This window comes from Hydrogenophaga sp. L310 (genome assembly GCF_055703065.1).
Window position 1 is genome coordinate 49,768 of the sequence record NZ_JBVPZA010000015.1, and the last position, 26,442, is coordinate 76,209.

Sequence of the window (26,442 nt, forward strand, 5' to 3'; positions counted from 1 at the left end):
GGAGGGACTGTCGCCCGGTCGATCCAGCAGGTGACCTTCCAGCACACCCCCTGCCCCCACGGCCCGGAGCCCGGAGCCCGGTAGGCCAGCATGTGCTCGGTGACCCACTGGGTCAACCCGTCGAGTTCCACCTGGGTCGAACCGGCACCCAAGGCATTCTTCTGTCGTTCAAACATGGCGCAACGAACTCCCGTAAAGTGCAGAAGTTGTCGGCTCCCCCAATAGAAAGCACCTGAAATGATCGATGTCTATTCATGGCCCACACCCAACGGGCACAAAGTCCACATCATGCTGGAGGAATGCGGGCTGCGTCTGGGTCGCGACTGGCAGGTCCATCCCGTCAATATCGGGCAAGGCGACCAGTTCCAGTCCGAGTTCCTGAGGATCAGCCCCAACAACAAGATCCCCGCCCTGGTGGATCCCGTTGGCCCTGATGGCAAACCCATCAGCCTGTTCGAATCGGGCGCCATCCTGCTGTACCTGGCAGCCAAGACCGGCAAGCTGCTGCCGCGAACGGACCGACAAAAGTTTGAAGTCCTGCAGTGGTTGATGTTCCAGATGGGTGGTGTGGGCCCCATGCTCGGCCAGGCGCACCATTTCCGCATCTACGCGCCCGAGAAGATCGGCTATGCCGTGGACCGCTACACCAACGAGGCCAAGCGTCTGTATGGTGTGATGGACAAACAACTGAGCAGCCGCAAATTCATCGCCGGCAACCAGTACACCGTGGCCGACATCGCCATCTTCCCCTGGCTGCGCAGCTGGCAGAACCAGGGCATCGACTGGGCCGATTTCCCCAGGCTCAAGAACTGGTTTGACCGCATCGCAGCGCGGCCCGCCGTCCAGCGCGGCGTCGCCGTGCTGGCCGACGCCCGCAAACCCCTCACCGACGACCGTGCGCGCGATGCGCTGTTTGGAAAAGATCAGTACAAAAAAAGATGAATCCCGGCCGCATCCGCCGGGGCACCTCTTTTCGCAGGGTATACTCGACAGCTTAGTCGGAGCGTAGCGCAGCCTGGTAGCGCATCTGCTTTGGGAGCAGAGGGTCGCGAGTTCGAATCCCGCCGCTCCGACCATTCATCGAAGAACAAAAAGGCCCACTCTGTGGGCCTTTTTTGTATCAGCAGACCGGCATCATCTGCCCGTAGCTCAACCGGATAGAGCAGCTGCCTTCTAAGCAGCAGGTCGGGGGTTCGAGTCCCTCCGGGCAGGCCATTGAAAAGTCTCAAGAGGTCCCAGGAAGTTCCACATTGTCTCGCAATACATTGATTTCAATACGGTTTATTGAAATTTATGTCCCGCCAGATTCCGGATAGACCCGTTGCAGCTCGATCAAAACGGGGGAACCATCGGGGGAATAAAACCCGATTTTTGGCCACTTCGCCGAGTTGTTCCCCCAAAATGCTGACCGACATCGCCTGCAAATCCGCCGTGTGCCCGCCGAGCAAGGCGCGTGCCCAGATCCCTCACAAAGCCTCGCGGCAAACGCCCTGAAGTGCACCAAAAACAAAACCACCCGAAGGTGGTTTTGTTTTGACATGTCCAGCGCCTGCGGCGCAGAGGCTGGAGGCCCTGCAGGCCGCTTCGTCAGATCAGCGAATCACCGCCAAGGTGGTGCGGACACCGGCCTTGTAGGTCATCAGCGTCAGCGCGCCATTCTTGATGTCGCCCTTTTCGTCGAAAGCGATGTTGCCGGTCACACCCTTGTAATCCGTGGCCTTCAGGGCAGGCAGGTACTTGGCCGGATCGGACGAGTTGGCGGTGACCATGGCGTTGGCCATGACCTTCACAGCGTCATACACATACGGCGCATACACCTGAACGTCGGCACCGTACTTGGCCTTGAAGTCAGCACGGAATTTGTCCATGCCTTCTTTTTGTTCGCCTTCAACGCCACCGGCTTCCGCGCAGTAGACCTGGTCGTCGGCCATGCCGTCACCGGCCAGCTTGGGCAGCTCGCTGGAGCAAATGCCGTCGCCACCCATGAACTTGGCGTTGATGCCCAGCTGTTTCATCTGCTTGAGCATCGGGCCGGCCACGGCGTCCATGCCTCCGAAGAACACGACGTCGGGCTTCTTGGCCTTCAGCGTGGTCAGGATGGCATTGAAGTCGGTCGCCTTGTCGTTGGTGAATTCACGTCCCACAACGGTACCGCCTGCAGCGACCACGCCCTTTTCGAACTCGTCGGCCACGCCCTGGCCATAGGCCGTGCGGTCGTCGATCACGGCCACGTTCTTGGCCTTGAGGGTTTCCACAGCGTACTTGCCGAGCGTGCCACCGAGGTGCACGTCATCCGCCACCATGCGGAACACGCCAGCGTAGCCCTGACGGGTGTACTTGGGGTTGGTGGCCGAGGGGGAGATCTGGGGAATGCCAGCGTCGTTGTAGATCTGCGAGGCGGGAATCGTGGTGCCGGAGTTCAGGTGACCGATCACACCCGCCACTTTGGCGTCCACCAGCTTGGTGGCGGCGGCGGTACCCTGCTTCGGGTCCCCTGCATCATCTTCGGCCAACAGTTCGAATGTGGCGGGCTTGCCATCAATGGTCAGGCCGGCTGCGTTCAACTCCTCGATGGCCATCTTGGCACCGTTTTCGTTGTCCTTGCCAAGGTGGGCAATGCCGCCGCTGGTAGGACCAACGTGACCGATCTTGATGACCTGGGCTTCAGCAGTTGCAGGTGCAGCGGCCGGAGCGGCTGCAGGTGCTGCCTCTTCTTTTTTGCCACAAGCGGCCAGGGCGACAGCCGCAGCAATAACGGCCAGTTTCATGTTCAGTTGCATAGCTATCCTCAGATAAGGAACAAAGTTGGAATGCGGAGGGAACTTTTTTCTCCACATCCGTAAAGATACTCCAAAAATCCCGGTTGTTACATGCGCACCAATAGAACAGGGGCCGCTTCGAGGGTTTGCCCCGACCTGCATCACGCCAACGAATGGGGCATTAGCGAGGTCGCCGGATGGTGCGTGGATCAGGTGGCGCTGCCGGCCATCTTCAAATCGTGCCGCAAGGGCTCACATCCCGCGGTCTTGTATTGCTTCCAGCGTTCGCGTGCGCGCTGGCGATCAGCCTCGTCGAGCGTGACCACCTCAATCACCCGCTCAAACCGTTCAAACCCGGCGGGATATGCGTCGGTCAGGTTGAGGAGCACGTCTGCGGGGAAATCAGCGGGCGGCACATGGCCGCTGGCAATGAGTATGGGAGAAGCCTTCAACAACAAGGCCGCACCGCTCTCGCGACAGTGCGGCACAAATTCACCCGCCGTCATGGTCCAGAGCGCCTGGTCAAGTGACGCACAGTCCCTGGACGAACCGAGCACCACCACACGCGCACCCTTGAGGTAGGCCTTTCGCAGAAGGCGGCAGGCATAACCCAGTTTGTCCGGTGCATTGAAGTGGAAGGCCACTTCGGTCATGCCGGACACCTCGATGGGTTGGCCCCGGTTGCAGGTGCATCCATACCGTCTGGCTATTTCTGGCGCGCAGCCTTGACCGGCGCCTTGGTCGCAACGCCCGCTTCGTTGATCAGGTATTGCAGCAACAGGGGCACGGGCCGACCGGTTGCGCCCTTGGCCGTGCCGCTTTTCCAGGCGGTCCCGGCGATGTCCAGGTGAGCCCAGGGCAGGTCGGCCGTGAACTTCTGCAGAAACTTTGCGGCAGTAATGGCTCCGCCTGCCCGACCAGCCACGTTGCCCATGTCGGCAAAGTTCGACTTCAGGCCTTCGGCGTACTCGTCGTCCAGAGGCATGCGCCAGCACAAATCCAGCGACTGGTCACCGGCCTGGCCGAGTGCTTGCGCGAGTTCTTCGCGCGCAGAAAAGAGACCCGAGCGCACGGCGCCCAGGGCGATCACGCAGGCACCGGTGAGCGTGGCGATGTCGATCACGCTGCGCGGCTTGAACCGCGCGGCGTAGGTCAACGCATCGCACAGGATGAGGCGTCCTTCGGCATCGGTGTTGAGCACTTCAATGGTCTGACCACTCATGCTGGTGACCACATCACCGGGCTTGACCGCCAGGCCATCCGGCATGTTCTCGCAGCTCGGAATCAGGCCCACCACGTTGATGGCGGGCTGCAGCTCGGCCAACGCGGCAAAGGTGCCCAGCACGCTGGCGGCCCCACCCATGTCGAACTTCATTTCATCCATTTCAGCCGCAGGCTTGATGGAAATACCGCCGGTATCGAATGTGATGCCCTTGCCCACCAGCACCACCGGCGCGCTGGTTTTGGCCGCACCGCTGTAATGCATGACGATGAAGCGCAAAGGCTCGGCCGATCCCTGGGCCACGGCCAGAAAAGCCCCCATGCCGAGCGCTGCAACCTCTTTCGGTCCCAGCACTTCGGTCTTCATACCGGGCTTGCGCCCGAGCTTGCGTGCGGCGTCCGCCAGCATGCTGGGGGTGGCGTGGTTGGCCGGGCGGTTGGCCCATTCCTTGGCCAATTCCACCCCGGTCACCTGAGCTTTGCCGGCGGCAAATTCGGCGCGCGCTGCTGTGGCATCGCTCACACCCAGGAAGACCTGGCTGATCGTCCGAGCCTTGGCCGAAGGCTTGGTGGTGGTGAAACAGTAGGTGGCGTCGGCGCAGGCCATCATGGCCACCCGCACGGCCAACGCATCCCGATCCAGCAGGCTCAGCATCAAACCCAGTTTTTTCACACCAGGCTGCTTGAGCAGGGCCATGCCCGCGAGCACCGCCTTGCGCACCGCAGACACCGATCCGTCGCCTGAGCGAACCAGCACCAACCACGACGCCTTGATATCCTGCGGGCGGTAGCAACTCAAGGCCTTGCCGGCACCCGGCTCCAGATCACCCCGGCGGGTGGCTTCGCGGATCAGGCTGACCAGCGCGGCGTCGGCCGTGCCGGACACATCGGCCCCGTCGGGCACCAGAACCAGCAGGGCGTCCACGGGCAGCCTGGCTGCTTGCTGATGCGAAAGGGATTTGAGTTCAAAGTCCATAATTGAGGTTTCCTGGGTATCTTTTCGATGTTATTCCATTCTTCCCTACGCACCGAGCTGGCACGCAGTTTCGGGGCCACGCTGGTGGTCCTGCTCACCATCGTGCTGACGATGCTGCTGATCCGCACGCTGGGTCTGGCCTCCAAGGGCAGCGTCAACCCGGAAGAAATCATGCTCGTGCTGGGCTACACGGTGCTGGGCTACACACAGACCATCCTGACGCTGGCCTTGTTCATTTCGATCGTCTCCACGCTCTCGCGCATGTACCGCGACAGCGAAATGATCATCTGGTTTTCCAGCGGTCGCTCCCTCGCCGGGTTTCTGGGCCCGGTGATGCGCTTCTCCTGGCCGGTGTTGCTGGTGATCAGCCTCATGGTTTTTTTCATCTGGCCCTGGGCCAACCAGCAAACCGCCGATCTGCGTGACCGGTTTGCCAGCCGCGGCGATCTGCAGCGCATCGCGCCGGGGCAGTTCCAGGAGTCGTCCAGCGGACGCCGTGTGTTCTTCATTGACAAGGACACCGCCGACGGCACCGAAGGCCGGAACGTGTTCATCTCCAGCATCGAGCGCGACGGGACCGAAACCGTGACGACGGCGGCCTCGGGCAAGATCGAACAGATCGGCGAGCGCGCCTACCTGATGCTGCGCAAGGGCCAGCGCCTGGAGGCGGAAGTGTCGTCCGGTCGGATCAAGGTCAGCGAGTTCGAAGAATATGGTGCACTGATTGGCGCCACGGCTGCCCAGACCGGCGGCGGCCAGGCCCTCAAGGCGCGCAGCACCTGGTCCCTGATGAGCGAACCCAGTGCCGCCAACCTGGGCGAACTGGGGTGGCGCATCGGCATCATCCTGACAGCGCTCAACCTGGTGCTGCTGGCCGTGGCCACCACGGTCAGCAATCCGCGCGCCGGACGCAGCGGCAACCTGATGTTTACCCTGTTTGCGTTCATCCTGTACTTCAACTTTCTCAACATTGGTCAGCGCTGGGTGGGGTCGGGCCAACTGTCCCTGTCCTCGCTGCTGCTGCTGTTGCACGGCAGTGTCTTTGTGCTGTGTGTGGTGTGGCTGATCAAACGCCAGCGCAACTTCAGCCTGAGAGGCTGGCTGCAACTGCGCCTGCGAACCGAGACTGCTGAACAGATCGGGAAAGCGGCATGAAAACCATCAGACGGCTCATCTATGGGGAGATCATGCTCGCCACCGGCTTTGTGCTGCTGGCGTTTCTCTCGCTGTTCTTTTTCTTTGATTTCGTCGAAGAGCTCTCGTCGCTGGGCAAACCGTCCCGGCTGGAGCCGGACGTGATTTACGAAGTCCGGCACGCGCTGCTCTATGTGGCGCTGCTGATGCCCAGCCGCGTGTACGAGCTGCTGCCGATCTCGGTGCTCATCGGAACGATCGCGGTGCTGGCCCGACTGGCGCAAAGTTCGGAGTACACGATCCTGCGCACCAGCGGCCTGGGACCCTGGAAGGCCTTGCGTACCCTGTTGGGCCTGGGCCTGATCTTCGTCTTCGCGACCTTTGCCGTGGGCGACTATGTCGCCCCACTGGCCGACAAGACCGCCCAGTTGCTCAAAGCCCGGTACCAGGGCCGCATCAGCCTGGGGCACACCGGCGCCTGGCTCAAGGAACGCCAGCTCTACAGCAACTTCTCGGTGAACGTGGGCTCGTTGTCCCCCCAGGGTGAACTGGGCGAGGTGCGCATCTTCGAGTTCGACAACCAGGGGCTGCTCGTGTCGACACTGGAAGCCGGGCGCGGCCAGATCGAACCCGATGAATCGTGGACGCTGCACCAGGTGTCGCGCCGCGAGTTCGACACCGCGGGCCAGATGTCGGCACGCATCCTGCGCAGCGATCTGGAGACCTTCCGCTGGCCCAGCACCATCACTGCCGAAATGGTGTCGGTCGCGCTGCTCAAGCCGGAGCGCATGCGAACCACCGACCTGTACGCCTACATCCAGCACCTGGAGAGCAACGGTCAGACCGCACAGCGTTACGAGATCGAGTTCTGGCGCAAGGTGTTCTACCCCTTGAGCTGTCTGGTGATGGTGGTGCTGGCGTTGCCCTTTGCCTACCTGCATTTTCGCTCGGGCGGGATCACCGGCTATGTGTTCGGAGGGGTCATGATCGGGATCAGCTTCTTCCTGCTCAACAACGTGTTCGGCTACATCGGCAACCTCAACCAGTGGCAACCCTGGTTCGCTGCGGCTTCCCCCTCGATCATTTACTCGCTGGTATCGCTCGGTGCGTTCGGCTGGCTGGTTTTAAGGCGTTGACGTTATGCGTGGTGTGATTGTTTTTGCCCACGGCTCGCGCGACCCCTTGTGGCGCCTGCCGGTGGAAGCGGTGGCGGCTCAGATCGCCCTGACCGATCCGTCCGCCCCCGTGGCCTGCGCTTATCTTGAACTTTCGGAGCCCGATCTGCCGACGGCCGCCGGACGCCTGGTTGCGGCGGGAGCCACCCACATCCGCGTGCTCCCGCTGTTTTTTGGCATGGGAAAACACGCCCGTGAAGACCTGCCGCAGTTGATGATTGACCTGGCCACGCAACACCCTGACGTGCGGTTCGAACAACTGGCGGCGGCTGGGGAAGACCCTCGTCTTACCGCCCTGCTGGCCCGGATCGCGCTGGAAAACCACCCATGAACCTGCACCAGTTCCGGTTTGTCCAGGAAGCGGTGCGCCGCAACCTGAACCTGACCGAGGCCGCCAAGGCGCTGCACACGTCGCAACCCGGTGTTTCCAAGGCCATCATCGAACTGGAAGACGAACTCGGCATCGAGATTTTTGCCCGCCACGGCAAGCGCATCAAACGCGTCACCGAACCCGGCGTGCAGGTGCTCAAGAGCATCGAAATCATCCTGCGCGAGGTCAACAACCTCAAGCGCATCGGTGAACAGTATTCGGCCCAGGACAGCGGCACCCTGTCGATCGCCACCACACATACACAGGCACGCTATGTGCTGCCCGATTCGGTGGCCAAGCTGCGCAAGGCCTACCCCAAGGTCGGGATCAGCCTGCACCAGGGCTCGCCCGATCAGGTGGCCAAAATGCTGCTGGAAGAAGTGGCCGAGATTGGTGTGGCGACCGAGTCGCTCGTGAACTACCCCGAGCTGGTCACCCTGCCCTGCTACGAATGGCAGCACGTGCTGGTGTTCCCGTTCGACCACCCGCTGGCGACGCAGGAGCGCATCACGCTCGAAGATCTGGCCCAACTGCCACTGATCACCTACCACCCCAGCTTCACCGGGCGCACCCGCATTGACCAGGCTTTTGCACTGCGCCATCTGCAGCCCGAGATCGTGCTCGAAGCGATCGACTCGGACGTGATCAAGACCTACGTCAAGCTCGGCATGGGTGTGGGCATCGTGGCCGAAATGGCCGTGCAGGGTGAAAACCAGACGCCCGATCTGTCGTCCCGGCCCGCCGGACAACTGTTCGGTCACAACCTGGCGCGCGTGGCTTTCAAGCGCGGCACCTACCTGCGCCACTTCGTGTTGCGGTTCGCCGAACTGCTCAGCGACCGGCTCTCGCGCGACCTGATCCTGCGTGCCATGAACGGCACGCCGGACGACTATGAGCTCTGACGCCCCCCGTTGCTTGCCCACTTCGTGTGGCCGCATCCCCCCTCAAGGGGGCGGCGCTGGCGGCCCGGCAAAGCCGGTTCCGCGGCGCCTGCTGGTATGTCGCGCCGGCAGGCGGGTTTGGCAGGGCCTTGACCATTCCCCATGAATCCGATGACACAGCCTCACACCCCCGCCCTCACCTCCCGCCTGCCCAAAGTCGGCACGACCATCTTCACCGTCATGTCGGCGCTGGCGGCCGAGACCGGTGCGGTCAACCTGGGCCAGGGTTTCCCGGACTTCGACTGCGACCCGGAACTGGTCAACGCCGTGACCCGCGCCATGCAGGCGGGCCACAACCAGTACCCGCCCATGCCCGGCGTGCCGGCGCTGCGCCAGGCCATGGCGGCGAAGATGTTGGCCCTGTATGGCCTGGACTGTGATCCGAACACCGAGATCACCGTCACCGCGGGCGCCACCCAGGCGATCCTGACCGCCATCCTGGCCGTCGTGCACCCGGGCGACGAGGTGATCGTGCTCGAACCCTGCTACGACAGCTACGTGCCCAACATCGAGCTCGCCGGTGGCGTGGCCGTGCGCGTGCCGCTCACACCGGGCAGCTTCCGCCCCGACTTCGGCGCCATCGCCGCGGCCATCACGCCACGCACCCGCGCCATCATCGTCAACAGCCCGCACAACCCCAGCGGCCAGGTCTGGAGCCTGGCCGACATGCTGCAGCTGCAGGACCTGCTGGCCCCCACCGACGTGCTGCTGATCAGCGACGAGGTCTACGAGCACATGGTGTTCGACGGTCAACAGCACCAGAGTGCGGCCCGTTTCCCGGGCCTGGCGGCGCGCGCCTTCATCATCAGCAGCTTCGGCAAGACCTATCACGTCACGGGCTGGAAAGTCGGCACGGTGGTGGCCCCCGCCGCCATGACGGCCGAGTTCCGCAAGGTGCACCAGTTCAACGTGTTCACGGTGAACACGCCCATGCAGCACGCGCTGGCGGCCTACATGGCCGACCCGGCGCCCTACCTGGAGCTGTCGGCCTTCTACCAGCGCAAGCGCGACCTGTTCCGCGAGGGTCTGGCCGGCACCCGCTTCACGCTGTTACCGGGCCAGGGCACCTACTTCCAGTGTGTGGGCATCGGCGACCTGGCGGTGCCCGAGCGCGAGCTGCCCGAGGGTGACTTCTGCCAGTGGCTCACGCGCGAGATCGGCGTCGCGGCCATCCCGCTCTCCGCCTTCTACGGCAACGGCTTCGACCAGAAGGTGGTGCGCTTCTGCTTTGCGAAGAAGGACGACACCTTGCGCGAAGCGCTCAAGCGACTCGCGCGCCTCTGATCCGGAAAGCGGCGGTCCAGAGGCAACACCGATCAGCAGCGCACCGCGTTGCGACAGAAGCGGTCCAGTTCCCGCACCGTGCTGCGGGCAGTGACGGCCTGACGCGCCTTGGGGCCCACCTCCAGGCTGAGCTTCAGGTCGTATTTCCTGAAGAAATCGTCGAACAGCTCGCCGCCCAGCGTGCCGGTGGCCGTCAGCGTGTCGGCCTTGGCGTCGTGCTCCAGCAGCACCGCGCACAGCGGCTGCTCCGCCGGCCCCCCCAACACCTGCGCGCCCCGCGCCGGGTCGTACTGGCTGTGGTCGGCGCAGCAATGGATCAAATCGTTGCCCTTGCTCGGCGTCTGCGGGTTGAGTGCGGCGCCCTTGCGGAAACTGATGAAGCTCAGGTCTCTGGTCGGATAAACCAGTTTGTGGGCGCAGATGGCGGAAAACGCCACCAGACTGCGCACCGGGCCGACGCCGCCCGGCCACCGGTAGGTCTTCTGGCCACGCGTGCGCAAGTTCGTGGGCATGGCCGGCTTGCCCAGGTCCAGCAGGAACACCGGCGTGGCTTCGAACGGGTAGTGAAACACGTAGTTGGTCTGCGCCTTCAGTGCGGAGGCCTTGAGCGGGTCGCCCAGCTCGTCCACCAGCAGCACCCGTCCGTAAGCGCGGGGTTCGGCGCTCGCCGCCCAGGCACCACTGGCCAACGAGGCCGACAACGCGGCAGTTCCCAGCGCACAACTTTCCACGAATTCGCGTCGATCCATGAACAGGCCCCCATGAAACGCCCGGCCCCTGCCCGGGGCCAGCACGCCTTGCAGTGAAACGCATCCGGGAAGGTGCTGTCAAGTTTGTCCCTGGCACGGCATGGGCCAGGACTTCGACACCGAGAACGGATCAGCGCCCGGTCCGGGCGCATCGACTCAGGTGTTCAGTTGAGCCCAGGCTTTGTCCAGCCGCTTCACGCTCACCGGCTGTGGCGTGCGCAGTTCCTGGGCGAAAAAACTCACCCGCAGCTCTTCCAGCAGCCAGCGCAGCTCCTGCAGGCGTGCGTCCTGCACGCCCTTGCGCTCGGCCACCATGCGCCAGAAGCGCTGGTCCTGCGGGCGCAGCTCGGCCAGCTTGGCGGCGTCGCGCGCCGGGTCGGCGCGATGCTTGTCCAGCCGCAGCTGCACAGCCTTCAGGTAACGCGGAAAGTGCTGCAGCTGCGCATACGGCGTGGTCAGCAAAAAACGTTTGGGCACCAGGCGCTGCAGCTGCTGGCTGATGTCGGTCGCGACGTCGGCGGGCGGGCGACTGTCCTTCAGCTTGCGAGCGGCGGTCGCGTATTCGGTGAGGATCAGGCCGGCGTTGCGCGCGATCTCGGATGAGATCAGCGTCAGCCGGCCCCGGCCCTCGTCCACACGCTTCTTGAACGCGGCCTCGTCGGTGGGCAGCGGGTCGGCCAGGAAGGCCCGGTCCAGCGCCAGTTCGATGATCTGGTTGCGCAGCTCTTCCAGCGTGCCGCCACCCGACCCATTCTCCGCCTTGCCCACCTGCATGTAGGCCGTGGCCATGCTCATCAGGCCGGGCAGGTTTTTTTCCAGGTACTTCAGCGCGTCGCGGATCTGCAGCGCGAACAGGCGGCGCAGGCCCTCGCGGTGGCGTGCCATCGCGACCTCGGGTTCGTCGAACACTTCGATGCCGACCGCGTCGCCCAGGTCCATGAGTGCCGGAAAGCCGATCAGCGTCTGACCGCCCTTGCGGATCTCCATCAACTCGGGCAGTTCCCCGAAATCCCAGCTGGTGTGGCGCTGGGTGGCGCTGGCGGCGGGCGCGGCCGGCGCTTCGGCTGCAACCCGGCGCGCACCGCCCGCGCTGGTGGATACCGGTGCCGCCTTGGGCTCGGGCTGTGCCGGGCGCAGGCTCTCCAGCTTCAAGGACGCCAGTGCCTGGAAGGCACCACGCGCCTGGCCGCCCAGCTCCGCCTTGAGCGCCGCGAGGCTGCGGCCCTGGCCAAGCTGGCGCCCGTGTTCGTCCACCACGCGCAGGTGCATGAAGTGGTGGGCATTCAGCATGTCGACCTTGATGTCGTTGCGCGCGATGTCGAGCTGGGTCGCTTCGCGAACCAGTTTCAGCAACGCATCCATCAGGTTGCCGGCGCCGAACACCGCGGGCTCGGTGAGCGCGGTGGCGAAGCGCTCGGCCGTGGCGGGCAGCGGCACCAGGCGCGAGCGTGGGCGCTGGTGAAGCGTTTTCAGCAGCGCGAGCAGCTTCTCTTTCAGCATGCCGGGCACCAGCCAGTCGCAGCGGTCTTCGCTCACCTGGTTGAGCGCAAAGATCGGCACGGCGACGCTCAAACCATCGCGCGGGTCGCCCGGCTCGTGCAGGTAGGTGCAGGCGCAGTCCACACCACCCAGCCGCAGCGTCTTGGGGAACGCCTGCGTGGTGATGCCGGCCGCTTCGTGGCGCATCAGCTCTTCTTTGGTCAGCAGCAACAGCTTGGGGTTGAGCTTGACCGCGCCCTGGTACCAGCGCTCGAAGCTGGCGCCGCTGCACACGTCGGCGGGCAGCTGCTGGTCGTAGAAGACGTAGATCAGCTCGTCGTCCACCAGCACGTCCTGCCGGCGCGACTTGTGCTCCAGTTCCGCCACCTGCTTCACCAGTTTCTGGTTGGCGGCGAGGAACGGCAGGCGCGTCTCCCAGTCGCCCGCCACCAATGCCTCGCGGATGAAGATTTCGCGCGCGCCCGCCGGGTCCACCCGGCCGTAGTCGGTGCGGCGGTTGTGATAGACCACCAGGCCGTAGAGCGTGGCGCGCTCCAGCGCCGACACGCGTGCCGCCTTCTTTTCCCAGTGCGGGTCCAGCAGCTGCTTTTTCAGCAGGTGCGTGCCCACCTGTTCCAGCCAGGTCGGATCGATGTTGGCGATGCCGCGGCCAAACAGGCGGGTGGTCTCCACCAGCTCGGCACAGACGATCCAGCGCCCGGGCTTCTTGCTCAGGTTCGCGCCCGGGTGGCGGTAGAACTTGATGCCACGCGCGCCCAGGTACCAGTCTTCGGCTTCGTTCTTCTGGCCGATGTTGCCCAGCAGGCCCGAGAGCATGGCCAGGTGCAACTGCTCGTAGGAAGCGGGCTGGGTGTTGAGCTGCCACTTGTGTTCGGCCACCACCGTGTGCAGCTGGGTGTGGATGTCGCGCCATTCGCGCACTCGGCGCACGTTGATGAAGTTCTCGCGCAGCAGGTTTTCGTACTGGCGGTGGCTCAATTTATGGTCTTTGCCATGGCCACCTTTCGTGTCGTCCAGCCACTTCCAGAGCTTGAGCGTGCCGCTGAACTCGCTCTTCTCGTCGTCGAACTTGGCGTGCGCCTGGTCGGCCTGGGTCTGCTTGTCCATGGGCCGGTCGCGTACGTCCTGCACCGAGAGCGCCGAGGCGATCACCATCACTTCGTCGAGCGCGCCACGCTGCTGCGCCTCCAGGATCATGCGGCCCACGCGGGGGTCCAGCGGCAGGCGCGAAAGGGTGTGACCGATGGGTGTGAGCTCGTTGGCCTCGTCCACCGCGCCCAGCTCGGACAGCAACTGGTAACCGTCCACGATCGCGCGCTTTTGTGGCGCTTCGATGAAGGCGAAGTCCTCCACCGCGCCCAGGCGCAGCGCCTTCATGCGCAGGATCACGCCCGCGAGCGAGCTGCGCAGGATCTCGGGGTCGGTGAAGGCCGGTCGGCCGTTGAAGCCGGCCTCGTCGTAGAGCCGGATGCAGATGCCGTCGGCCACGCGGCCGCAGCGGCCGGCGCGCTGGTTGGCCGCCGCCCGGCTGATGGGCTCGACCATCAGCTGCTCGACCTTTTGCCGGAAGCTGTAGCGCTTGACGCGCGCCGTGCCGGCGTCGATCACGTAGCGGATGCCCGGCACGGTGAGCGAGGTCTCGGCCACGTTGGTCGAGAGCACGATGCGCCGGCCGCTGTGGTCCTGGAAGATGCGGTCCTGCTCGGCCTGCGAGAGGCGCGCAAACAGCGGCAGCACCTCGGCGTTGCGCAGCGTGGGGATGTGGCTGAGGTGCTTGCGCAGGTGGTCGGCGGCCTCGCGGATCTCACGTTCGCCGGGCAGGAAGATCAGAATGTCGCCGCCCTGTGGTGTGCGCCACAACTCGTCCACGCCATCGGCGATCGCGTTGTTGAGGTCGTATTCGCGGCTCTGTTCAAATGGCCGGTAGCGCACCTCCACCGGAAAGGTGCGGCCAGACACCTGGATGACCGGCGCTGGACCGCGTTGGGAGGCGAAATACTGCGCAAACCGGTCCGCATCGATGGTCGCCGATGTCACCACCACCTTCAGGTCCGGCCGGCGCGGCAGCAGCTGGCGCAGGTAACCGAGCAGGAAGTCGATGTTCAGGCTGCGTTCGTGCGCCTCGTCGATGATGATGGTGTCGTAGGCGCGCAGGTCCGGGTCGGTCTGCGTCTCGGCGAGCAGGATGCCGTCGGTCATGAGCTTGACCGAGGCGTCCTTGGAGAGCCGGTCCTGGAAGCGCACCTTGAAGCCCACCACATCGCCCAGCGGCGTCTTCAGCTCCTCGGCAATGCGCTTGGCCACGCTGGAAGCGGCGATGCGCCGCGGCTGCGTGTGGCCGATCCATTGCGGGCGCTGGCCCGGTTTGGCGTTGAGCTTGCCGCGGCCCATCTGCAGCGCGATCTTGGGCAGTTGCGTGGTCTTGCCCGAGCCGGTTTCGCCGCAGACGATGACCACCTGGTGCTCACGCATGGCGGCCTCGATCTCGTCCCGGCGGGCGGAGACGGGCAGGGACTCGGGGAATTCAATGTGCAGCGGCGTGGAGGACAAGGGGGAACTTCAGTCAAAATCAGGCAACCGGCAATTATCCGCGCCCTGCCCAACGTCTGACCGCTCCGCTGCCCATGTCCAACGTCTTCAACTTCACCTTCGTGCCCTGGTTCCGCTCGGTCGCGCCTTACATCCACAAGCTGCGCGGCAGCACGGTGGTGGTGGGCGTCGCCGGGGAGGCCATCGCGGCCGGCAAGTTGCCGCTGATCGCGCAAGACCTCGCGCTGATCCAGAGCATGGGCGTGGAAATCGTGCTGGTGCATGGCTTTCGCCCGCAGGTGAATGAACAGCTCCAGGCCAAAGGCCACGAAGCCAAATACTCCCACGGCATGCGCATCACCGACTCGGTGGCGCTGGACTGCGCGCAGGAAGCCGCCGGCCAGCTGCGCTACGAAATCGAGGCCGCGTTCAGCCAGGGCCTGCCCAACACGCCCATGGCCGGTGCGACCGTGCGCGTGATCTCGGGCAACTTCATCACCGCGCGCCCGGTGGGCCTGATCGACGGCGTGGACTTCATCCACTCCGGCCTGGTGCGCAAGGTGGACACCGAAGGCATCCAGCGCACGCTGGACATGGGCGCCATGGTGCTGCTCTCGCCCTTCGGTTTTTCACCCACGGGCGAGGCCTTCAACCTCACCATGGAAGACGTGGCCACCTCCATCGCCGTGGCGCTGCAGGCCGACAAGCTGATGTTCCTGACCGAGGTGCCGGGTATCCGCCTGGACGCGGCCGACCCGACCAGCGAGATCGACACCGAGCTGCCACTGGCCGACGCGAAAAAGATGCTCACCGCCCTGCCCTCGGCCGCCCAACCGACCGACACGGCCTTCTACCTGCAGCACTGCATCCGCGCCTGCGAAGGCGGCGTGGAACGCAGCCACATCCTGCCGTTCGCGGTGGACGGCGCGCTGCTGCTGGAGATCTACACCCACGACGGCATCGGCACCATGGTGGTGGACGAAAAGCTGGAGAGCGTGCGCGAGGCCACCATGGACGACGTAAGCGGCATCGTGGCGCTGATCGAGCCGTTCGAGAAAGACGGCACGCTGGTCAAGCGCGACCGCACCGAGATCGAACGCGACGCCGGCAACTACACCATCATCGAACACGACGGCGTGATCTTCGGCTGCGCTGCGCTCTACCCCTACCCCGAGGCCCGCACCGGCGAAATGGCGGCGCTCACCGTGCTGCCCGACACGCAGAGCCAGGGCGACGGCGAGCGCCTGCTCAAGCGCATCGAGACCCGTGCCAAGGCCCAGGGCCTTCAGAGCATCTTCGTGCTCACCACGCGCACCATGCACTGGTTCCTCAAGCGCGGGTTCGTGCAGGTCAACCCCGACTGGCTGCCCGAGGCGCGCAAGCGGAAATACAACTGGGACCGAAAAAGCCAGGTGCTCGTGAAAAAAATCGGCTGACCCTGTGTATGCGCGATCCCAACGGACAACGATCAAGCAACCCCTCCAGCATCTCAACCGACTGGAATGTTTGATGACAGGAGCGCAAAACATGGCCGATCGAAGCACCCCCACCGCCACTGCGCCTGTGTCCGCAAACGGTTCCGGCCATAAACCCGCTGCAAAACCGGCGGCCCGAAAAACCGCCAAAACCAAAGAGCCTCCGGCAAAAACCATGACCGGAAAAACGGTCAAGACGCGCGTTGCGGCTGTCGAAAAGCCGCGCCGTGCGAAGCTGGGCGACGTCACCGGCAGCCAGCAACCCCAGCGGATCGCCAGGCTCAGCACGGCAGCGGTCACCGAAGCCCGCCAGCAGGCCAAGTTCGCCGCCGTGCGCGACATCCTGGGCAAGTCCGATACCAGCAAGAAGCACAAGGCCGAGTCCCTGCGCGCGATCCTCGAAGGCGCCGCCCCGGACGACGCCAAGGCCATCCGCCGTCTGTTGCGCCAGGAAACCGATGTGGTGCGCAGCAAAGCCATGGCCGTCGCCAACCCGGACGAAGTGCTGGCGGCCGACTGGCGCAGTGGCGCCTACCCTTACAAGAACCTGCTGTCGCGCAAGGTGTACGAGTCGCAGAAATACCTGCTTCAGGTCGAGCTGCTCAAGCTGCAGGCCTGGGCCAAGGAAACCGGGCAGCGCATCGTGATCCTGTTCGAAGGGCGCGATGCGGCCGGCAAAGGCGGCACCATCAAACGCATGATGGAACACCTGAACCCGCGCGGCGCGCGCGTGGTGGCGCTGGAAAAGCCCAGCGAGGTCGAACGCGGCCAGTGGTATTTCCAGCGCTATGTGCAGCACCTGCCCACCGCTGGCGAGATCGTGCTGTTCGACCGCAGCTGGTACAACCGCGCCGGGGTCGAGCGCGTCATGGGTTTCTGCTCGACCGACGAATACGAGGAGTTCATGCGACAGGCGCCCCAGTTCGAGCGCCAGCTGGTGCGCAGCGGCGTGCACCTGATCAAGTTCTGGTTCTCGGTCAGCCGCGAAGAGCAGCGCCGCCGCTTCAAAGAGCGCGAGGCCCACCCGCTCAAGCAGTGGAAGCTCAGCCCGATCGATATGGCCTCGCTCGACAAGTGGAACGACTACACCAAGGCGAAGGAATCCATGTTCTTCGAGACCGACACGGCCGACGCGCCCTGGACGGTGATCAAGAGCGATTGCAAGAAGCGCGCTCGCCTGAACGCCATGCGCTATGTGTTGCAGAAGCTGCCCTACACCAACAAGGACGCGGCCAACATCGGTTCGCTGGATTCGTTGATCGTGGGTCGCGCGCACGTGGTGTACGAACGTGGCGAGCGCCCGGGCAACGCGATTCTCTGAGCCTGCTCAGGCGCAGACAAAAAAACCGCCCTCAGGCGGCTTTTTTTCGTGTGCGACACACCGGCTTTCGATCAGGCAGACCGAGGGCGCACCAGCAACACCAGGGCCAGCAAGGCAATGGCCGAGAAGCAAAGAAACGACCAGTTGGCAATGGACAGGCCCAGGAAGGTCCAGTCAATCGCCGAACAATCGCCACTGCCTTTGAAGATCATGGGAATGGCCCGCTTGAGCGGAAACGACTCGATCATTCCGTAAAAGTCGCGTCCGCAGGTCAGGACCTCGGGCGGATTCCACTGCAACCAGGTCTGCCGCGCGGCCACAAAGGCGCCGCCCACGGCCAGCGCCCCCATGAGACCGATGCCCACGGCCCTCGACCCCCGCCCGCTCATCGCCGCGGCCAGCGCCGCCGCAAACGCCACCAGGATCAGGGCATAGCGCTGCACGATGCACATGGGACAGGGCTCCAGCCCCACCACGTGCTGCAGGTAGATGCCAAAGGCCAGCAGCCCCGCACAGCTGAGGGCCACAAGGGCCAGCACCCGGCGCGGATGGCGGCTGAACAGGTCAAAAATAGGGGTGGCGAATGTCACGAGATGTCCTGAATGTGAAACGAGGCGCCCCGGTGGACCCGGCCAGCGCCTCGGAGTTCCAACCTTGACGCAGCTTGGATCAGCTGTCTGCGAAAGCGCGTTCGATCACGAACTGGCCCGGACGCGTGGTGTTGCCCTCGGCAAAACCGCGCTTTTCGCACAGGGCCTTGAGGTCGCGCAGCATCTCGGGGCTGCCGCAGATCATGACGCGGTCTTCGGCCGGGTTCAGCTCGGGCAGGCCCAGGTCCTTGGCCACCTGACCGTTGTCGAGGATCACGGGAATGCGACCCTGGTGCACAAAAGGCTCGCGCGTGACGGTGGGGTAATACAGGAACTGCTGCTGCACCATCTCGCCGAGGAACTCGTCCTGCTTGAGCGTGTGTTCCAGCATCTCGCGGTAGGCCAGTTCCTTGACCTCGCGCACACCGTGGATCAGCACCACCTGTTCAAATTTTTCGTAGGTCTCCGGGTCGCGCACGATGGACAGGAACGGTGCCAGACCGGTGCCGGTGGCCAGGAGGTACAGGCGCTTGGCCGGCAGCAGGTAGTCGATCAGCAGCGTGCCCGTGGGCTTGCGACCCACCACGATGCTGTCACCCACCTGGATGTGCTGCAGGCGCGAAGTCAGCGGACCGTCCTGCACCTTGATGCTCAGGAACTCGAGGTGTTCGGCGTAGTTGGGGCTGGCGATGCTGTAGGCGCGCAGCAACGGCTTCTCGTTCACGCGCAGGCCGATCATGGTGAAGTGCCCGTTGGAGAAACGCAGCGCCTGGTCGCGGGTGGTGGTGAAGCTGAACAGGCGATCGGTCCAGTGGTGCACGCTCAACACGCGCTCTTCCAGAAATGCACTCATGGTCTTGGGTCAGATGAACGGCCGCCTCATGGCTGGCCAATGAAAAAACGGGGCAAACTGACAGGGGAAAAACCCTGATCGATCGCCGCACGGATAGCTCGTAATTGTAAAAGTCTTGCCAAGTGTCCCTTTTGCGTTATGTCAGGAACAGGATCGGCCACGCCGGATGTCGTCCCGAGGGCTTTCATTCGTTGATACAGTCGGGGACTCGGGCACTCAACGCCCCCGGCGCGTCTCAAACGTTCGGGCTTTCGCATGATGCCCACAAGCTTATAAAACCGGAAAGAACAAATTCTCATTTCGGTTATACAGAATTCGATCTTAAACAGGAAACCACATGGCACGCACCGTCAACTGCATCAAGCTCGGCAAAGAAGCCGAAGGCCTGGACTTTCCGCCCTACCCGGGCGAGCTGGGCAAACGCCTGTATGAAAACGTGAGCAAGGAAGCCTGGGCCGCCTGGCTCAAGCACCAGACCATGCTGCTCAACGAAAACCGCCTCAACCTGGCCGATGCGCGCGCGCGCCAGTACCTGGCCCGCCAGATGGAAAAGCACTTTTTCGGCGAGGGCGCCGACGCCGCTGCGGGCTATGTTCCGCCGGCTGACGCCAGCTGAGGCCGGCCTATGCCTTCTGCCCTGGTGATCGGGGCCGGACTCGCTGGAGCCGCCAGTTGTGTGGCGCTGGCCCGACGCGGCTGGCAACTGACCTTGCTGGACGCGGCTGAAGGGCCGTCCCAAGGCGCATCGGCGCTGCCGGTGGGCATGCTGAGCCCGCACGTCACCCGCGCGCCCACACCGCTCTCCCGACTGTGCGCGCTGGGCGTGTCCGACATGTGGGCCCAGCTGGAGCGGCTGGGCCCGCCAGGCCGGGGCTGGCAGCCCTGCGAAGTCGACAACCTGGGGCACGACCCCGGGCGATGGCCTGCGGCGCTGGTTCGCCCAGCTGCCTTGGTGGACGCCTGGCTCGACGAATGCCGGCGGCTAACGACCCTCGCGACCCGCTGGCAAAGCCCTGTTGACCGCCTGGTCAACCGGTCCACCCCGGACCAGCCGCTGTGGCAGGCCCTGGATGCCGAAGGTCAGGTGCTCGCCGAGGCACCGGTGGTGGTCATTGCCGCCGCGTTTGGCAGCCATGCTCTGCTCACGCACGAAAACGGCCCGATGGCACCCGAAGCCCTGCCCTTGCGCCCGGTGAAAGGCCAGATGAGCCTGGCCGCCCTGCAGGGCGAACCGCTGGCCGAACGGCCCCAGCGCAACAACGGGGTTTTCGTCCCGGTCTATGAAGACGCAGGCCTGCCACCCCAGTGGCCGGCACGCATCTGGGCCATGGGTTCCACCTACGAACGGGGCGACAACACCAGCCACGTGAACGGTGCGGCGCACGAGCGCAACGCCCACAGCCTGGAGAGCATCAGTCCCGCGGCCGCCTTGCGCCAGCGCGAAACCGCCGCCCGGGGGGACTTGCTGGGCTGGGCGCAGGTGCGTTGCGCCTCGCTGGACCGCGTGCCCCTGGTGGGCGCGGTGCCCCATCTGCTGGATCTGCAAGTGCTGATGCAACAAGCCGGCGCACGACGAGGCAGGGTGCCCATGGCCGGCATGCCACGCTGGCCCGGTCTCTTCATGCTGAGCGCTCTGGGTTCCCGTGGCCTGACCTTGGCCCACGCCATGGGCGAATTGTTGGCCCGCCTGATTGAAGGCGAAGACCCGAACCTGGAGGCCGATCTGCTGCGTGCGCTCGACCCGGCGCGTTTCGCCTGGAAACAGGCCCGCCGACAACCGGCCTGAATTCAGCGCAGGCGCTCCAGGCCCTGTATCAGATCGTTCGTCTGCAACGGCCGCCCCAGCAGCGCCTTGATGCCGGTCCGCTGGGCGTCACGCACAACCCGCCGACGGCGCCACCAGGCGGCCAAGGGCCCTGCGTGTTCGCTGATGCCCATGGTCAGGGCCTGTGGATTGCCTTGCCCGAAATACCGGGCCAGCGACCAGGCATCCAGATGGGGGTTGTCCAGGTTGAACACACCGCAGCAATAGGGATGGCGCCGCATCAGGTTCATCGTGGCCTCGGTGCTGTCGACTTCGTCGATCTCCGGCACGGCCATCGCCGCCAGCCGTGATCGCAAAGCCAACCGTTCCTGCCCACTGAGCCCGACGAGCAAGGCCCGCCGCACGCGCTCGGGGCTGGACTCAAGATCCAGCGGAGCCGGCCGGGTGACATCCAGATCCAGAAGACCCAAATGGGCCTGCCGCGCCGCGTACACAGCGTCGAGGTCGCTCAGCACGCTGGCCCACTGAATAGGTCGTTCCAGCACACGCCAGGCATGAGCCGGTGCGCCAGGGCCGACCCAGATCAGGCATTGCCCCGAGGGCATGACCTTGGCATGCGAGAGCACCGCCTCCGCACTCTCGCCATCCACCAGCATCACATCGGCACCCACCACTGGTGGCTTGGCGCCGGGGGCGACGAGCGGCACCCAGGGCGCATACGACAGCTCGCGCGTCTCAGAAAGACGGAACATGGTGTTGAGCGCGTGCCTTTCGACATCCGAAAAGCCCACAACGCCGACATAGATGCGCTGTTTTTGCATGGCGCTCATGTTACCGCCCCACCGTCGTTCCGCGCAGATGCAGGTCGGTTGAACCGCCGCTGCGCTGGCTGCCCTGACATGGCCAGCGGTCATCGAGAACGCAGAAGCATTTCTTTATTCCATATACGTATAAGTGAATGAAAAAAAAATCGTTTGGAATATATGAGGTCAAAACTACAGTCGCGTTCATGCCTGAATTCGCCATCATCTTTGCCGGCTTCGCTGTGGGACTCATCGTCGGACTGACGGGGGTTGGTGGCGGCTCGCTGATGACGCCGATCCTGATCTTCTTCTTCGGCGTCAAGCCCTATCTGGCGGTCGGCACCGACCTGCTGTTCGCGGCCTTCACCAAAGCCGGCGGCACGGTGAGCCTGGCGCGCCAGCGCCTGGTGCCCTGGCGTGTGGTCGGCCAGTTGTGCGCCGGCAGCATCCCGGCGGCACTGGTCACCCTGGCGGTTTTGCACCGGGTCGGCCCGGCCAACCCCCAGGTGCAGTCGGTCATGACGCACACACTGGGCATCGCCCTGCTGCTGACCGCCGCCGCCATGCTCTACAAGGCCGCCCGCGGCAAACAGCTGCCGCGCACCCTGCCCGAAGGCCAGCTGCAGGACGCGACCCGCGCCCGCCACTGGAGCCTGCCGGTGCTGTTTGGCGCCGTCATCGGCACCCTGGTCACGCTCACTTCGGTGGGTGCTGGCGCCATCGGCGTTTCGGTGCTGCTGATCCTGTTCCCGCTGCTGCCGCTGCCGCGCATCGTGGCGGCCGACATCGCCTACGCCGTGCCATTGACGCTGGTGGCTGGTCTGGGCCACGCCAGTCTCGGCTCGGTGGACTGGCCACTGCTGGCCAACCTGCTGGCCGGCTCGCTGCCCGGCATCTGGCTCGGCACGCGGCTGATGCGCCACACCCCGGAGCGTCTGGTGCGCTCCGTCCTCTCGCTGCTGCTGGCTTACGCCGGTACCAAGCTGATCGCTTTCTGATTCTTTTTCCCCACGAAGCCCATGTACCAGTACTCCGACTTTGACCGCCAGTTTGTCCAGCAGCGCGCTGCCCAATTCCGCGACCAGCTCGAACGCTCGGTAGCTGGCACGCTCGGCGGCGACGAGTTCAAACCGTTGCGCCTGCAGAACGGCTGGTACATCCAGCGCTTTGCTCCGATGCTGCGCGTGGCCGTGCCGTATGGCGAGCTGAACAGCGCCCAGCTGCGTGTGCTGGCCCAGATCGCCCGCGACTACGACCACAAGGAAGACCACGACGTGTCCAAGGCCAACGCGGCCCTGGCCGACGTGCCCAGCCTGCCCGACCGCTGCGGCCACTTCAGCACACGCCAGAACGTGCAATACAACTGGATTCCGCTGCACCGCGCGGCCGACGTGATGGACCTGCTGGCCAGCGTCAACCTGCACGGCATCCAGACCAGCGGCAACTGCATCCGCAACATCACCACCGACGCGCTCGCCGGTATCGCCGTGGACGAGGTGGCCGACCCGCGACCCTTCGCCGAAATCATGCGCCAGTGGAGCACGCTGCACCCCGAGTTCGCCTTCCTGCCGCGCAAGTTCAAGATCGCCATCACCGGCGCCCGCGAAGACCGCGCTGCAACCCCCTGGCACGACGTCGGCCTGCGCCTGCTGCGCAACGTGGACGGCGACCTGGGCTTCCAGGTGCGCGTGGGCGGCGGCATGGGCCGCACGCCCATCATCGGCACCGTGGTCCGCGAGTTCCTGCCCTGGAACCAGATCCTCAACTACCTCGAAGCCGTGGTGCGCGCCTACAACCGCTTCGGCCGCCGCGACAACATCTACAAGGCCCGCATCAAGATCCTGGTGAAAGCCGAGGGTCAGGCCTTCACCGACCAGGTGGAAGCCGAATACACCGACATCATCGAACAAGACGGCGCGCCGCACACCATCACCCAGGCCGAACTGGACCGCGTGAGCGCCTTCTTCGTGCAGCCCGAGCTGCGCTGCGACCGCAAGAGCGCCGACGCCAAGATCGCCCACATCCTCAAGGCCGCGGCCGAAGACGACGTGGAGTTCAGCCGCTGGCTCACGCAGAACGTGAAGCCGCACCAGAACCCCGACCTGCGCGCCGTCACGCTGTCGTTCAAGCGCCTGGGCTCGGCCCCCGGCGACGCCAGCGCCGAGCAGCTGGAGCGCGCCGCCGACCTGGCCGACCGCTTCTCCGCCGGCGAAGCCCGTGTGACGCACGAACAGAACCTGCTGCTGCCCTGGGTGCGCTGCGACCAGCTGCCCGAACTCTGGCGCGAAGCGCGCCGCCTCGGTCTGGCCAAGCCCAACATCGGCCTGCTGAGCGACATGATCGCCTGCCCCGGCGGCGATTTCTGCGACCTGGCCAACGCCCGCTCGCTGCCGATCGCGCAGGCCCTGCTGGCGCGTTACCAGGACCTCGACGAGCTGCACGACCTGGGCGAGATCGACCTGCACATCAGCGGCTGCATCAACAGCTGCGGCCACCACCACAGCGGCCACATCGGCATCCTCGGCGTCGACAAGGACGGCCAGGAGTGGTACCAGGTCACGCTGGGCGGCTCCGACGGCACGCGCCTGTCGGGTGAAGCTGTGCCGGGCAAGGTGATCGGCCCGTCCTTCGCGGCCGACGAAATGACCGACGTGATCGAAGCCCTGATCAACACCTACCGCGAGCAGCGCAACGGTCGCGAGACCTTCATCGACACGCTCAAGCGCGTCGGCGTTGACCCGTTCAAGACCGCCGCCAACGCCGTGCGCGTGGCCACCGCCCGCACGCCCGTTGCCGCCTGAGCCCTTGTTGCCGAGACCCGCATGAAACCCACGCTCCAATTCTTCAAGGCACAGACCTTCGTCGCTGACGAAGCCGGCACCCTGACGCTGGCCAACGACGCCGACCCGCGCGAGGCCGATCTGGACGGCATCACCACCGTGGTGCTGCAGTTCCCCAAGTTCACCGACGGCCGCGCCTTCAGCCAGGCCTTCCTGCTGCGCCGCCGACTGGGCTTCACCGGCGAGATCCGCGCCACGGGCGACGTGCTGATCGACCAGCTGGCGCAGATGCAGCGCAGCGGCTTCAGCCAGGCCGTGCTGCGCGCCGATCAGGACCTGGACCACGGCCGCAAGCTCCTGGCCCACTACCCCGACTTCTACCAGGGCGATGCGGTGCACACGCAACCGCACTTTGCCGTCACGGCCTGAACGAAAGCAAGACATGAGCGCCATCGACCTCTACAACAAGCCCTCGGCCGACTTTGATGCCAAGGTGGCAAACAGCATCGCGCTGCTGCAGCGCGCCGCCGCCGAATACCCGAAGCTGACCCAGGCCTCCAGCCTGGGCGCGGAAGACATCGTGATCACCCACCTGATCCACCTCGCCGGCATCCAGTCGGGCGTCTTCGTGCTCGACACCGGCAAGCTGCACGCCGAGACGCTGGCGCTGATCGGCCTGATCGAGAAGCGCTACAACCGCAGCGTCGAGATCTACCGCCCGAAGAACGAATCGGTGATCAAGTTCGTGCGCCACCACGGCGAAAAGGCCATGTACGAGAGCATCGACCTGCGCAAGCAGTGCTGCGACATCCGCAAGATGGAACCGCTCGCGCGCGCGCTGGCCGGCAAGGACGGCTGGATCACCGGGCTGCGCCGCGAGCAATCGAACGCCCGCGCCGAAGTGGCCGACATCGTGCAGGAGCCGGCCCGCGTGAAGATCAGTCCCATCGTCGAATGGACCTGGGGCGACGTGTGGCACTTCATTGCCCGGCACCAGCTCGACTACAACGCCCTGCACGACCAGTTTTTCCCCAGCATCGGCTGCGAACCCTGCACACGAGCCATCAGCGTTGGCGAAGATTTCCGCGCCGGTCGCTGGTGGTGGGAACAGGAGAGCGCCAAGGAGTGCGGCCTGCATGTGCAGCCCGTTGGCGAATCGAGCCCGCTGAAACAGCCCGCCTGAAGAAGAACACACCATGAACGCACGCATCGAAACCGAAGTGATCCAGACCGCCCTGCACGCCGCCGCCGGCCACCACCTGAGCAACGCCCACCTCGACGCGCTCGAAGAAGAAACCATCTTCATCCTGCGCGAGGTCGCGGCCGCCTTCGAGCGCCCCACCCTGCTGTTCTCGGGCGGCAAGGACTCGCTGGTCATGCTGCGCTGCGCCGAAAAGGCCTTTGGCGCTGGCCGCATCCCCTACCCGCTGCTGATGATCGACACCGGTCACAACTTCCCCGAAGTGACCGATTTCCGCGACCGCCGCGCCGCCGAACTGCAGGCCGAGCTGATCGTGCGCAACGTCGAAGACTCGATGAAGCGCGGCACCGTGCGCCTGGCCCACCCGGGCGAAAGCCGCAATGTGCACCAGTCGGTCACGCTGCTCGAAGCGATCGAAGAATTCCGCTTCGACGCGCTGATCGGCGGCGCCCGCCGCGACGAGGAAAAGGCCCGCGCGAAGGAGCGCATCTTTTCGCACCGCGACAGCTTCGGCCAGTGGCAACCCAAGGCCCAGCGCCCCGAGCTGTGGACCCTGTTCAACACGCGCCTGGCACCGGGCGAACACTTCCGCGTGTTCCCCATCAGCAACTGGACCGAGCTGGACGTGTGGCAGTACATCGAGCGCGAGAACATCGCCCTGCCCTCGATCTACTACACGCACCAGCGCGAGGTGGTGGACCGCCGCGGCCTGCTGGTGCCCGTGACCGAGCTGACTCCGCCGAAAGACGGCGAGACGGTGCAGGTGCGCGACGTGCGCTTCCGCACCGTGGGCGACATCACCTGCACCTGCCCGGTGGAGAGCCTGGCCGCCACGGCCGGCGACATCGTCATCGAGACGCTGGCCGCCGACGTGAGCGAGCGCGGTGCGACGCGCATGGACGACAAGACATCGGATGCCTCCATGGAAAAACGGAAGAAAGACGGGTACTTCTGACGCCCCCCGCGCCGCGCCTGCGGCGCGTCACCCCCACTGGGGGGCAACACCTGCGGCCCGG

At 64.9% G+C, this 26,442-nt stretch carries 23 protein-coding genes and 2 tRNA genes; 17 read left to right on the forward strand and 8 right to left on the reverse strand.

Annotation, left to right across the window (positions count from 1 at the left end; translation table 11 throughout):
• The first annotated feature begins 237 nt into the window (after positions 1-237).
• From AC0GNO_RS20085 to AC0GNO_RS20095, 3 genes are all read left to right on the forward strand, one after another.
• Entirely contained in the window at positions 238-942 is a 705-nt protein-coding gene (locus AC0GNO_RS20085) for a glutathione binding-like protein (RefSeq protein ID WP_472890537.1), read from the forward strand.
• Between the two features lie 57 nt (positions 943-999).
• Positions 1,000-1,076 (forward strand) — tRNA-Pro (locus AC0GNO_RS20090).
• A gap of 62 nt (positions 1,077-1,138) precedes the next feature.
• Positions 1,139-1,215 (forward strand) — tRNA-Arg (locus AC0GNO_RS20095).
• 377 nt (positions 1,216-1,592) lie between these two features.
• Here AC0GNO_RS20095 and AC0GNO_RS20100 read toward each other — a convergent pair.
• The 3 genes from AC0GNO_RS20100 to AC0GNO_RS20110 all read right to left on the reverse strand — a co-directional run bounded on the left by AC0GNO_RS20100 (position 1,593) and on the right by AC0GNO_RS20110 (position 4,956).
• Entirely contained in the window at positions 1,593-2,780 is a 1,188-nt protein-coding gene (locus AC0GNO_RS20100; RefSeq protein ID WP_472890268.1) for a branched-chain amino acid ABC transporter substrate-binding protein, read from the reverse strand.
• Positions 2,781-2,968: 188 nt separating this feature from the next.
• Positions 2,969-3,412, reverse strand: coding sequence for a DNA polymerase III subunit chi (locus AC0GNO_RS20105; protein WP_472905245.1), 444 nt, complete (start codon positions 3,410-3,412; stop codon positions 2,969-2,971).
• Positions 3,413-3,465: 53 nt separating this feature from the next.
• Positions 3,466-4,956, reverse strand: a complete 1,491-nt coding sequence (locus AC0GNO_RS20110; protein ID WP_472905246.1) for a leucyl aminopeptidase — start codon at positions 4,954-4,956, stop codon at positions 3,466-3,468.
• A gap of 27 nt (positions 4,957-4,983) precedes the next feature.
• Between AC0GNO_RS20110 and lptF the strand changes: the two genes are divergently transcribed.
• The 5 genes from lptF (at position 4,984) to AC0GNO_RS20135 (ending at position 9,860) form a co-directional block, all read left to right on the forward strand.
• On the forward strand, positions 4,984-6,111 hold the full coding sequence (lptF, locus tag AC0GNO_RS20115; protein ID WP_472905247.1) for an LPS export ABC transporter permease LptF: 1,128 nt from the start codon (positions 4,984-4,986) through the stop codon (positions 6,109-6,111).
• On the forward strand, positions 6,108-7,226 hold the full coding sequence (gene lptG, locus AC0GNO_RS20120; RefSeq protein WP_472905248.1) for an LPS export ABC transporter permease LptG: 1,119 nt from the start codon (positions 6,108-6,110) through the stop codon (positions 7,224-7,226). Before lptF ends, lptG begins: the two co-directional genes overlap by 4 nt.
• A 4-nt stretch (positions 7,227-7,230) precedes the next feature.
• Positions 7,231-7,596 (forward strand): sirohydrochlorin chelatase, encoded by a 366-nt coding sequence (locus AC0GNO_RS20125; RefSeq protein ID WP_472905249.1) that lies wholly within the window; start codon positions 7,231-7,233, stop codon positions 7,594-7,596.
• Positions 7,593-8,537: a CysB family HTH-type transcriptional regulator gene (locus AC0GNO_RS20130; protein ID WP_472905250.1), complete on the forward strand. Its 945-nt coding sequence runs from the start codon at positions 7,593-7,595 to the stop codon at positions 8,535-8,537. Before AC0GNO_RS20125 ends, AC0GNO_RS20130 begins: the two co-directional genes overlap by 4 nt.
• A gap of 150 nt (positions 8,538-8,687) precedes the next feature.
• Positions 8,688-9,860: a pyridoxal phosphate-dependent aminotransferase gene (locus AC0GNO_RS20135; protein ID WP_472905251.1), complete on the forward strand. Its 1,173-nt coding sequence runs from the start codon at positions 8,688-8,690 to the stop codon at positions 9,858-9,860.
• A gap of 32 nt (positions 9,861-9,892) precedes the next feature.
• Here AC0GNO_RS20135 and AC0GNO_RS20140 read toward each other — a convergent pair whose 3' ends face one another.
• Positions 9,893-10,609 carry a Rieske (2Fe-2S) protein gene (locus tag AC0GNO_RS20140; protein ID WP_472905252.1) on the reverse strand — a complete coding sequence of 239 codons (717 nt, stop codon included), beginning with the start codon at positions 10,607-10,609 and terminating at the stop codon, positions 9,893-9,895.
• Positions 10,610-10,765: 156 nt separating this feature from the next.
• Positions 10,766-14,659, reverse strand: a complete 3,894-nt coding sequence (hrpA, locus tag AC0GNO_RS20145) for an ATP-dependent RNA helicase HrpA (protein WP_472905253.1) — start codon at positions 14,657-14,659, stop codon at positions 10,766-10,768.
• Positions 14,660-14,733: 74 nt separating this feature from the next.
• Here hrpA and argA point away from each other — a divergent pair, with 74 nt between their 5' ends.
• Together argA and ppk2 are read left to right on the forward strand one after the other, a co-directional pair.
• Positions 14,734-16,074: an amino-acid N-acetyltransferase gene (gene argA, locus AC0GNO_RS20150; RefSeq protein WP_472905254.1), complete on the forward strand. Its 1,341-nt coding sequence runs from the start codon at positions 14,734-14,736 to the stop codon at positions 16,072-16,074.
• Positions 16,075-16,165: 91 nt separating this feature from the next.
• Complete coding sequence (gene ppk2 / locus AC0GNO_RS20155) at positions 16,166-17,434, forward strand: polyphosphate kinase 2 (RefSeq protein WP_472905255.1); 1,269 nt, start codon at positions 16,166-16,168, stop codon at positions 17,432-17,434.
• 71 nt (positions 17,435-17,505) lie between these two features.
• On the opposite strand, the gene AC0GNO_RS20160 is transcribed toward ppk2, so the two are convergent.
• On the reverse strand, positions 17,506-18,024 hold the full coding sequence (locus tag AC0GNO_RS20160; RefSeq protein ID WP_472890280.1) for a disulfide bond formation protein B: 519 nt from the start codon (positions 18,022-18,024) through the stop codon (positions 17,506-17,508).
• 79 nt (positions 18,025-18,103) lie between these two features.
• Positions 18,104-18,877 (reverse strand): ferredoxin--NADP reductase, encoded by a 774-nt coding sequence (locus tag AC0GNO_RS20165; RefSeq protein ID WP_290968742.1) that lies wholly within the window; start codon positions 18,875-18,877, stop codon positions 18,104-18,106.
• A gap of 337 nt (positions 18,878-19,214) precedes the next feature.
• Between AC0GNO_RS20165 and AC0GNO_RS20170 the strand changes: the two genes are divergently transcribed.
• Entirely contained in the window at positions 19,215-19,493 is a 279-nt protein-coding gene (locus AC0GNO_RS20170) for an oxidative damage protection protein (RefSeq protein ID WP_177134440.1), read from the forward strand.
• Positions 19,494-19,502: 9 nt separating this feature from the next.
• Positions 19,503-20,663: an FAD-dependent oxidoreductase gene (locus tag AC0GNO_RS20175; protein WP_472905256.1), complete on the forward strand. Its 1,161-nt coding sequence runs from the start codon at positions 19,503-19,505 to the stop codon at positions 20,661-20,663.
• 2 nt (positions 20,664-20,665) lie between these two features.
• On the opposite strand, the gene AC0GNO_RS20180 is transcribed toward AC0GNO_RS20175, so the two are convergent.
• Complete coding sequence (locus tag AC0GNO_RS20180) at positions 20,666-21,472, reverse strand: hypothetical protein (RefSeq protein WP_472905257.1); 807 nt, start codon at positions 21,470-21,472, stop codon at positions 20,666-20,668.
• A gap of 179 nt (positions 21,473-21,651) precedes the next feature.
• On the opposite strand from AC0GNO_RS20180, the gene AC0GNO_RS20185 reads away from it, so the two are divergent.
• Genes AC0GNO_RS20185 through cysD form a run of 5 tightly spaced genes read left to right on the forward strand, consistent with a single transcriptional unit; the run spans position 21,652 to position 26,381 of the window.
• Positions 21,652-22,443 carry a sulfite exporter TauE/SafE family protein gene (locus tag AC0GNO_RS20185; RefSeq protein ID WP_472890283.1) on the forward strand — a complete coding sequence of 264 codons (792 nt, stop codon included), beginning with the start codon at positions 21,652-21,654 and terminating at the stop codon, positions 22,441-22,443.
• Positions 22,444-22,464: 21 nt separating this feature from the next.
• A complete protein-coding gene (locus AC0GNO_RS20190; protein WP_472905258.1) occupies positions 22,465-24,246 on the forward strand; it encodes a nitrite/sulfite reductase in 1,782 nt (593 codons plus the stop codon).
• 21 nt (positions 24,247-24,267) lie between these two features.
• Positions 24,268-24,654 carry a DUF934 domain-containing protein gene (locus AC0GNO_RS20195; protein WP_472890285.1) on the forward strand — a complete coding sequence of 129 codons (387 nt, stop codon included), beginning with the start codon at positions 24,268-24,270 and terminating at the stop codon, positions 24,652-24,654.
• 13 nt (positions 24,655-24,667) lie between these two features.
• Positions 24,668-25,408, forward strand: a complete 741-nt coding sequence (locus AC0GNO_RS20200; RefSeq protein ID WP_472905259.1) for a phosphoadenylyl-sulfate reductase — start codon at positions 24,668-24,670, stop codon at positions 25,406-25,408.
• A gap of 13 nt (positions 25,409-25,421) precedes the next feature.
• The gene (gene cysD / locus AC0GNO_RS20205; RefSeq protein WP_472890287.1) at positions 25,422-26,381 is read left to right on the forward strand and encodes a sulfate adenylyltransferase subunit CysD; all 960 of its coding nucleotides are present in this window, start codon (positions 25,422-25,424) and stop codon (positions 26,379-26,381) included.
• The last annotated feature ends 61 nt before the right edge of the window (positions 26,382-26,442 follow it).

Coding starts and splice junctions, on each gene's coding strand:
- AC0GNO_RS20085 (WP_472890537.1), top strand. CDS start 238: ATGATCGATGTCTATTCATGGCCCACACCCAACGGGCACAAAGTCCAC.
- AC0GNO_RS20100 (WP_472890268.1), bottom strand. CDS start 2,780: ATGCAACTGAACATGAAACTGGCCGTTATTGCTGCGGCTGTCGCCCTG.
- AC0GNO_RS20105 (WP_472905245.1), bottom strand. CDS start 3,412: ATGACCGAAGTGGCCTTCCACTTCAATGCACCGGACAAACTGGGTTAT.
- AC0GNO_RS20110 (WP_472905246.1), bottom strand. CDS start 4,956: ATGGACTTTGAACTCAAATCCCTTTCGCATCAGCAAGCAGCCAGGCTG.
- lptF (WP_472905247.1), top strand. CDS start 4,984: ATGTTATTCCATTCTTCCCTACGCACCGAGCTGGCACGCAGTTTCGGG.
- lptG (WP_472905248.1), top strand. CDS start 6,108: ATGAAAACCATCAGACGGCTCATCTATGGGGAGATCATGCTCGCCACC.
- AC0GNO_RS20125 (WP_472905249.1), top strand. CDS start 7,231: ATGCGTGGTGTGATTGTTTTTGCCCACGGCTCGCGCGACCCCTTGTGG.
- AC0GNO_RS20130 (WP_472905250.1), top strand. CDS start 7,593: ATGAACCTGCACCAGTTCCGGTTTGTCCAGGAAGCGGTGCGCCGCAAC.
- AC0GNO_RS20135 (WP_472905251.1), top strand. CDS start 8,688: ATGACACAGCCTCACACCCCCGCCCTCACCTCCCGCCTGCCCAAAGTC.
- AC0GNO_RS20140 (WP_472905252.1), bottom strand. CDS start 10,609: ATGGATCGACGCGAATTCGTGGAAAGTTGTGCGCTGGGAACTGCCGCG.
- argA (WP_472905254.1), top strand. CDS start 14,734: ATGTCCAACGTCTTCAACTTCACCTTCGTGCCCTGGTTCCGCTCGGTC.
- ppk2 (WP_472905255.1), top strand. CDS start 16,166: ATGGCCGATCGAAGCACCCCCACCGCCACTGCGCCTGTGTCCGCAAAC.
- AC0GNO_RS20165 (WP_290968742.1), bottom strand. CDS start 18,877: ATGAGTGCATTTCTGGAAGAGCGCGTGTTGAGCGTGCACCACTGGACC.
- AC0GNO_RS20170 (WP_177134440.1), top strand. CDS start 19,215: ATGGCACGCACCGTCAACTGCATCAAGCTCGGCAAAGAAGCCGAAGGC.
- AC0GNO_RS20175 (WP_472905256.1), top strand. CDS start 19,503: ATGCCTTCTGCCCTGGTGATCGGGGCCGGACTCGCTGGAGCCGCCAGT.
- AC0GNO_RS20180 (WP_472905257.1), bottom strand. CDS start 21,472: ATGAGCGCCATGCAAAAACAGCGCATCTATGTCGGCGTTGTGGGCTTT.
- AC0GNO_RS20185 (WP_472890283.1), top strand. CDS start 21,652: ATGCCTGAATTCGCCATCATCTTTGCCGGCTTCGCTGTGGGACTCATC.
- AC0GNO_RS20190 (WP_472905258.1), top strand. CDS start 22,465: ATGTACCAGTACTCCGACTTTGACCGCCAGTTTGTCCAGCAGCGCGCT.
- AC0GNO_RS20195 (WP_472890285.1), top strand. CDS start 24,268: ATGAAACCCACGCTCCAATTCTTCAAGGCACAGACCTTCGTCGCTGAC.
- AC0GNO_RS20200 (WP_472905259.1), top strand. CDS start 24,668: ATGAGCGCCATCGACCTCTACAACAAGCCCTCGGCCGACTTTGATGCC.
- cysD (WP_472890287.1), top strand. CDS start 25,422: ATGAACGCACGCATCGAAACCGAAGTGATCCAGACCGCCCTGCACGCC.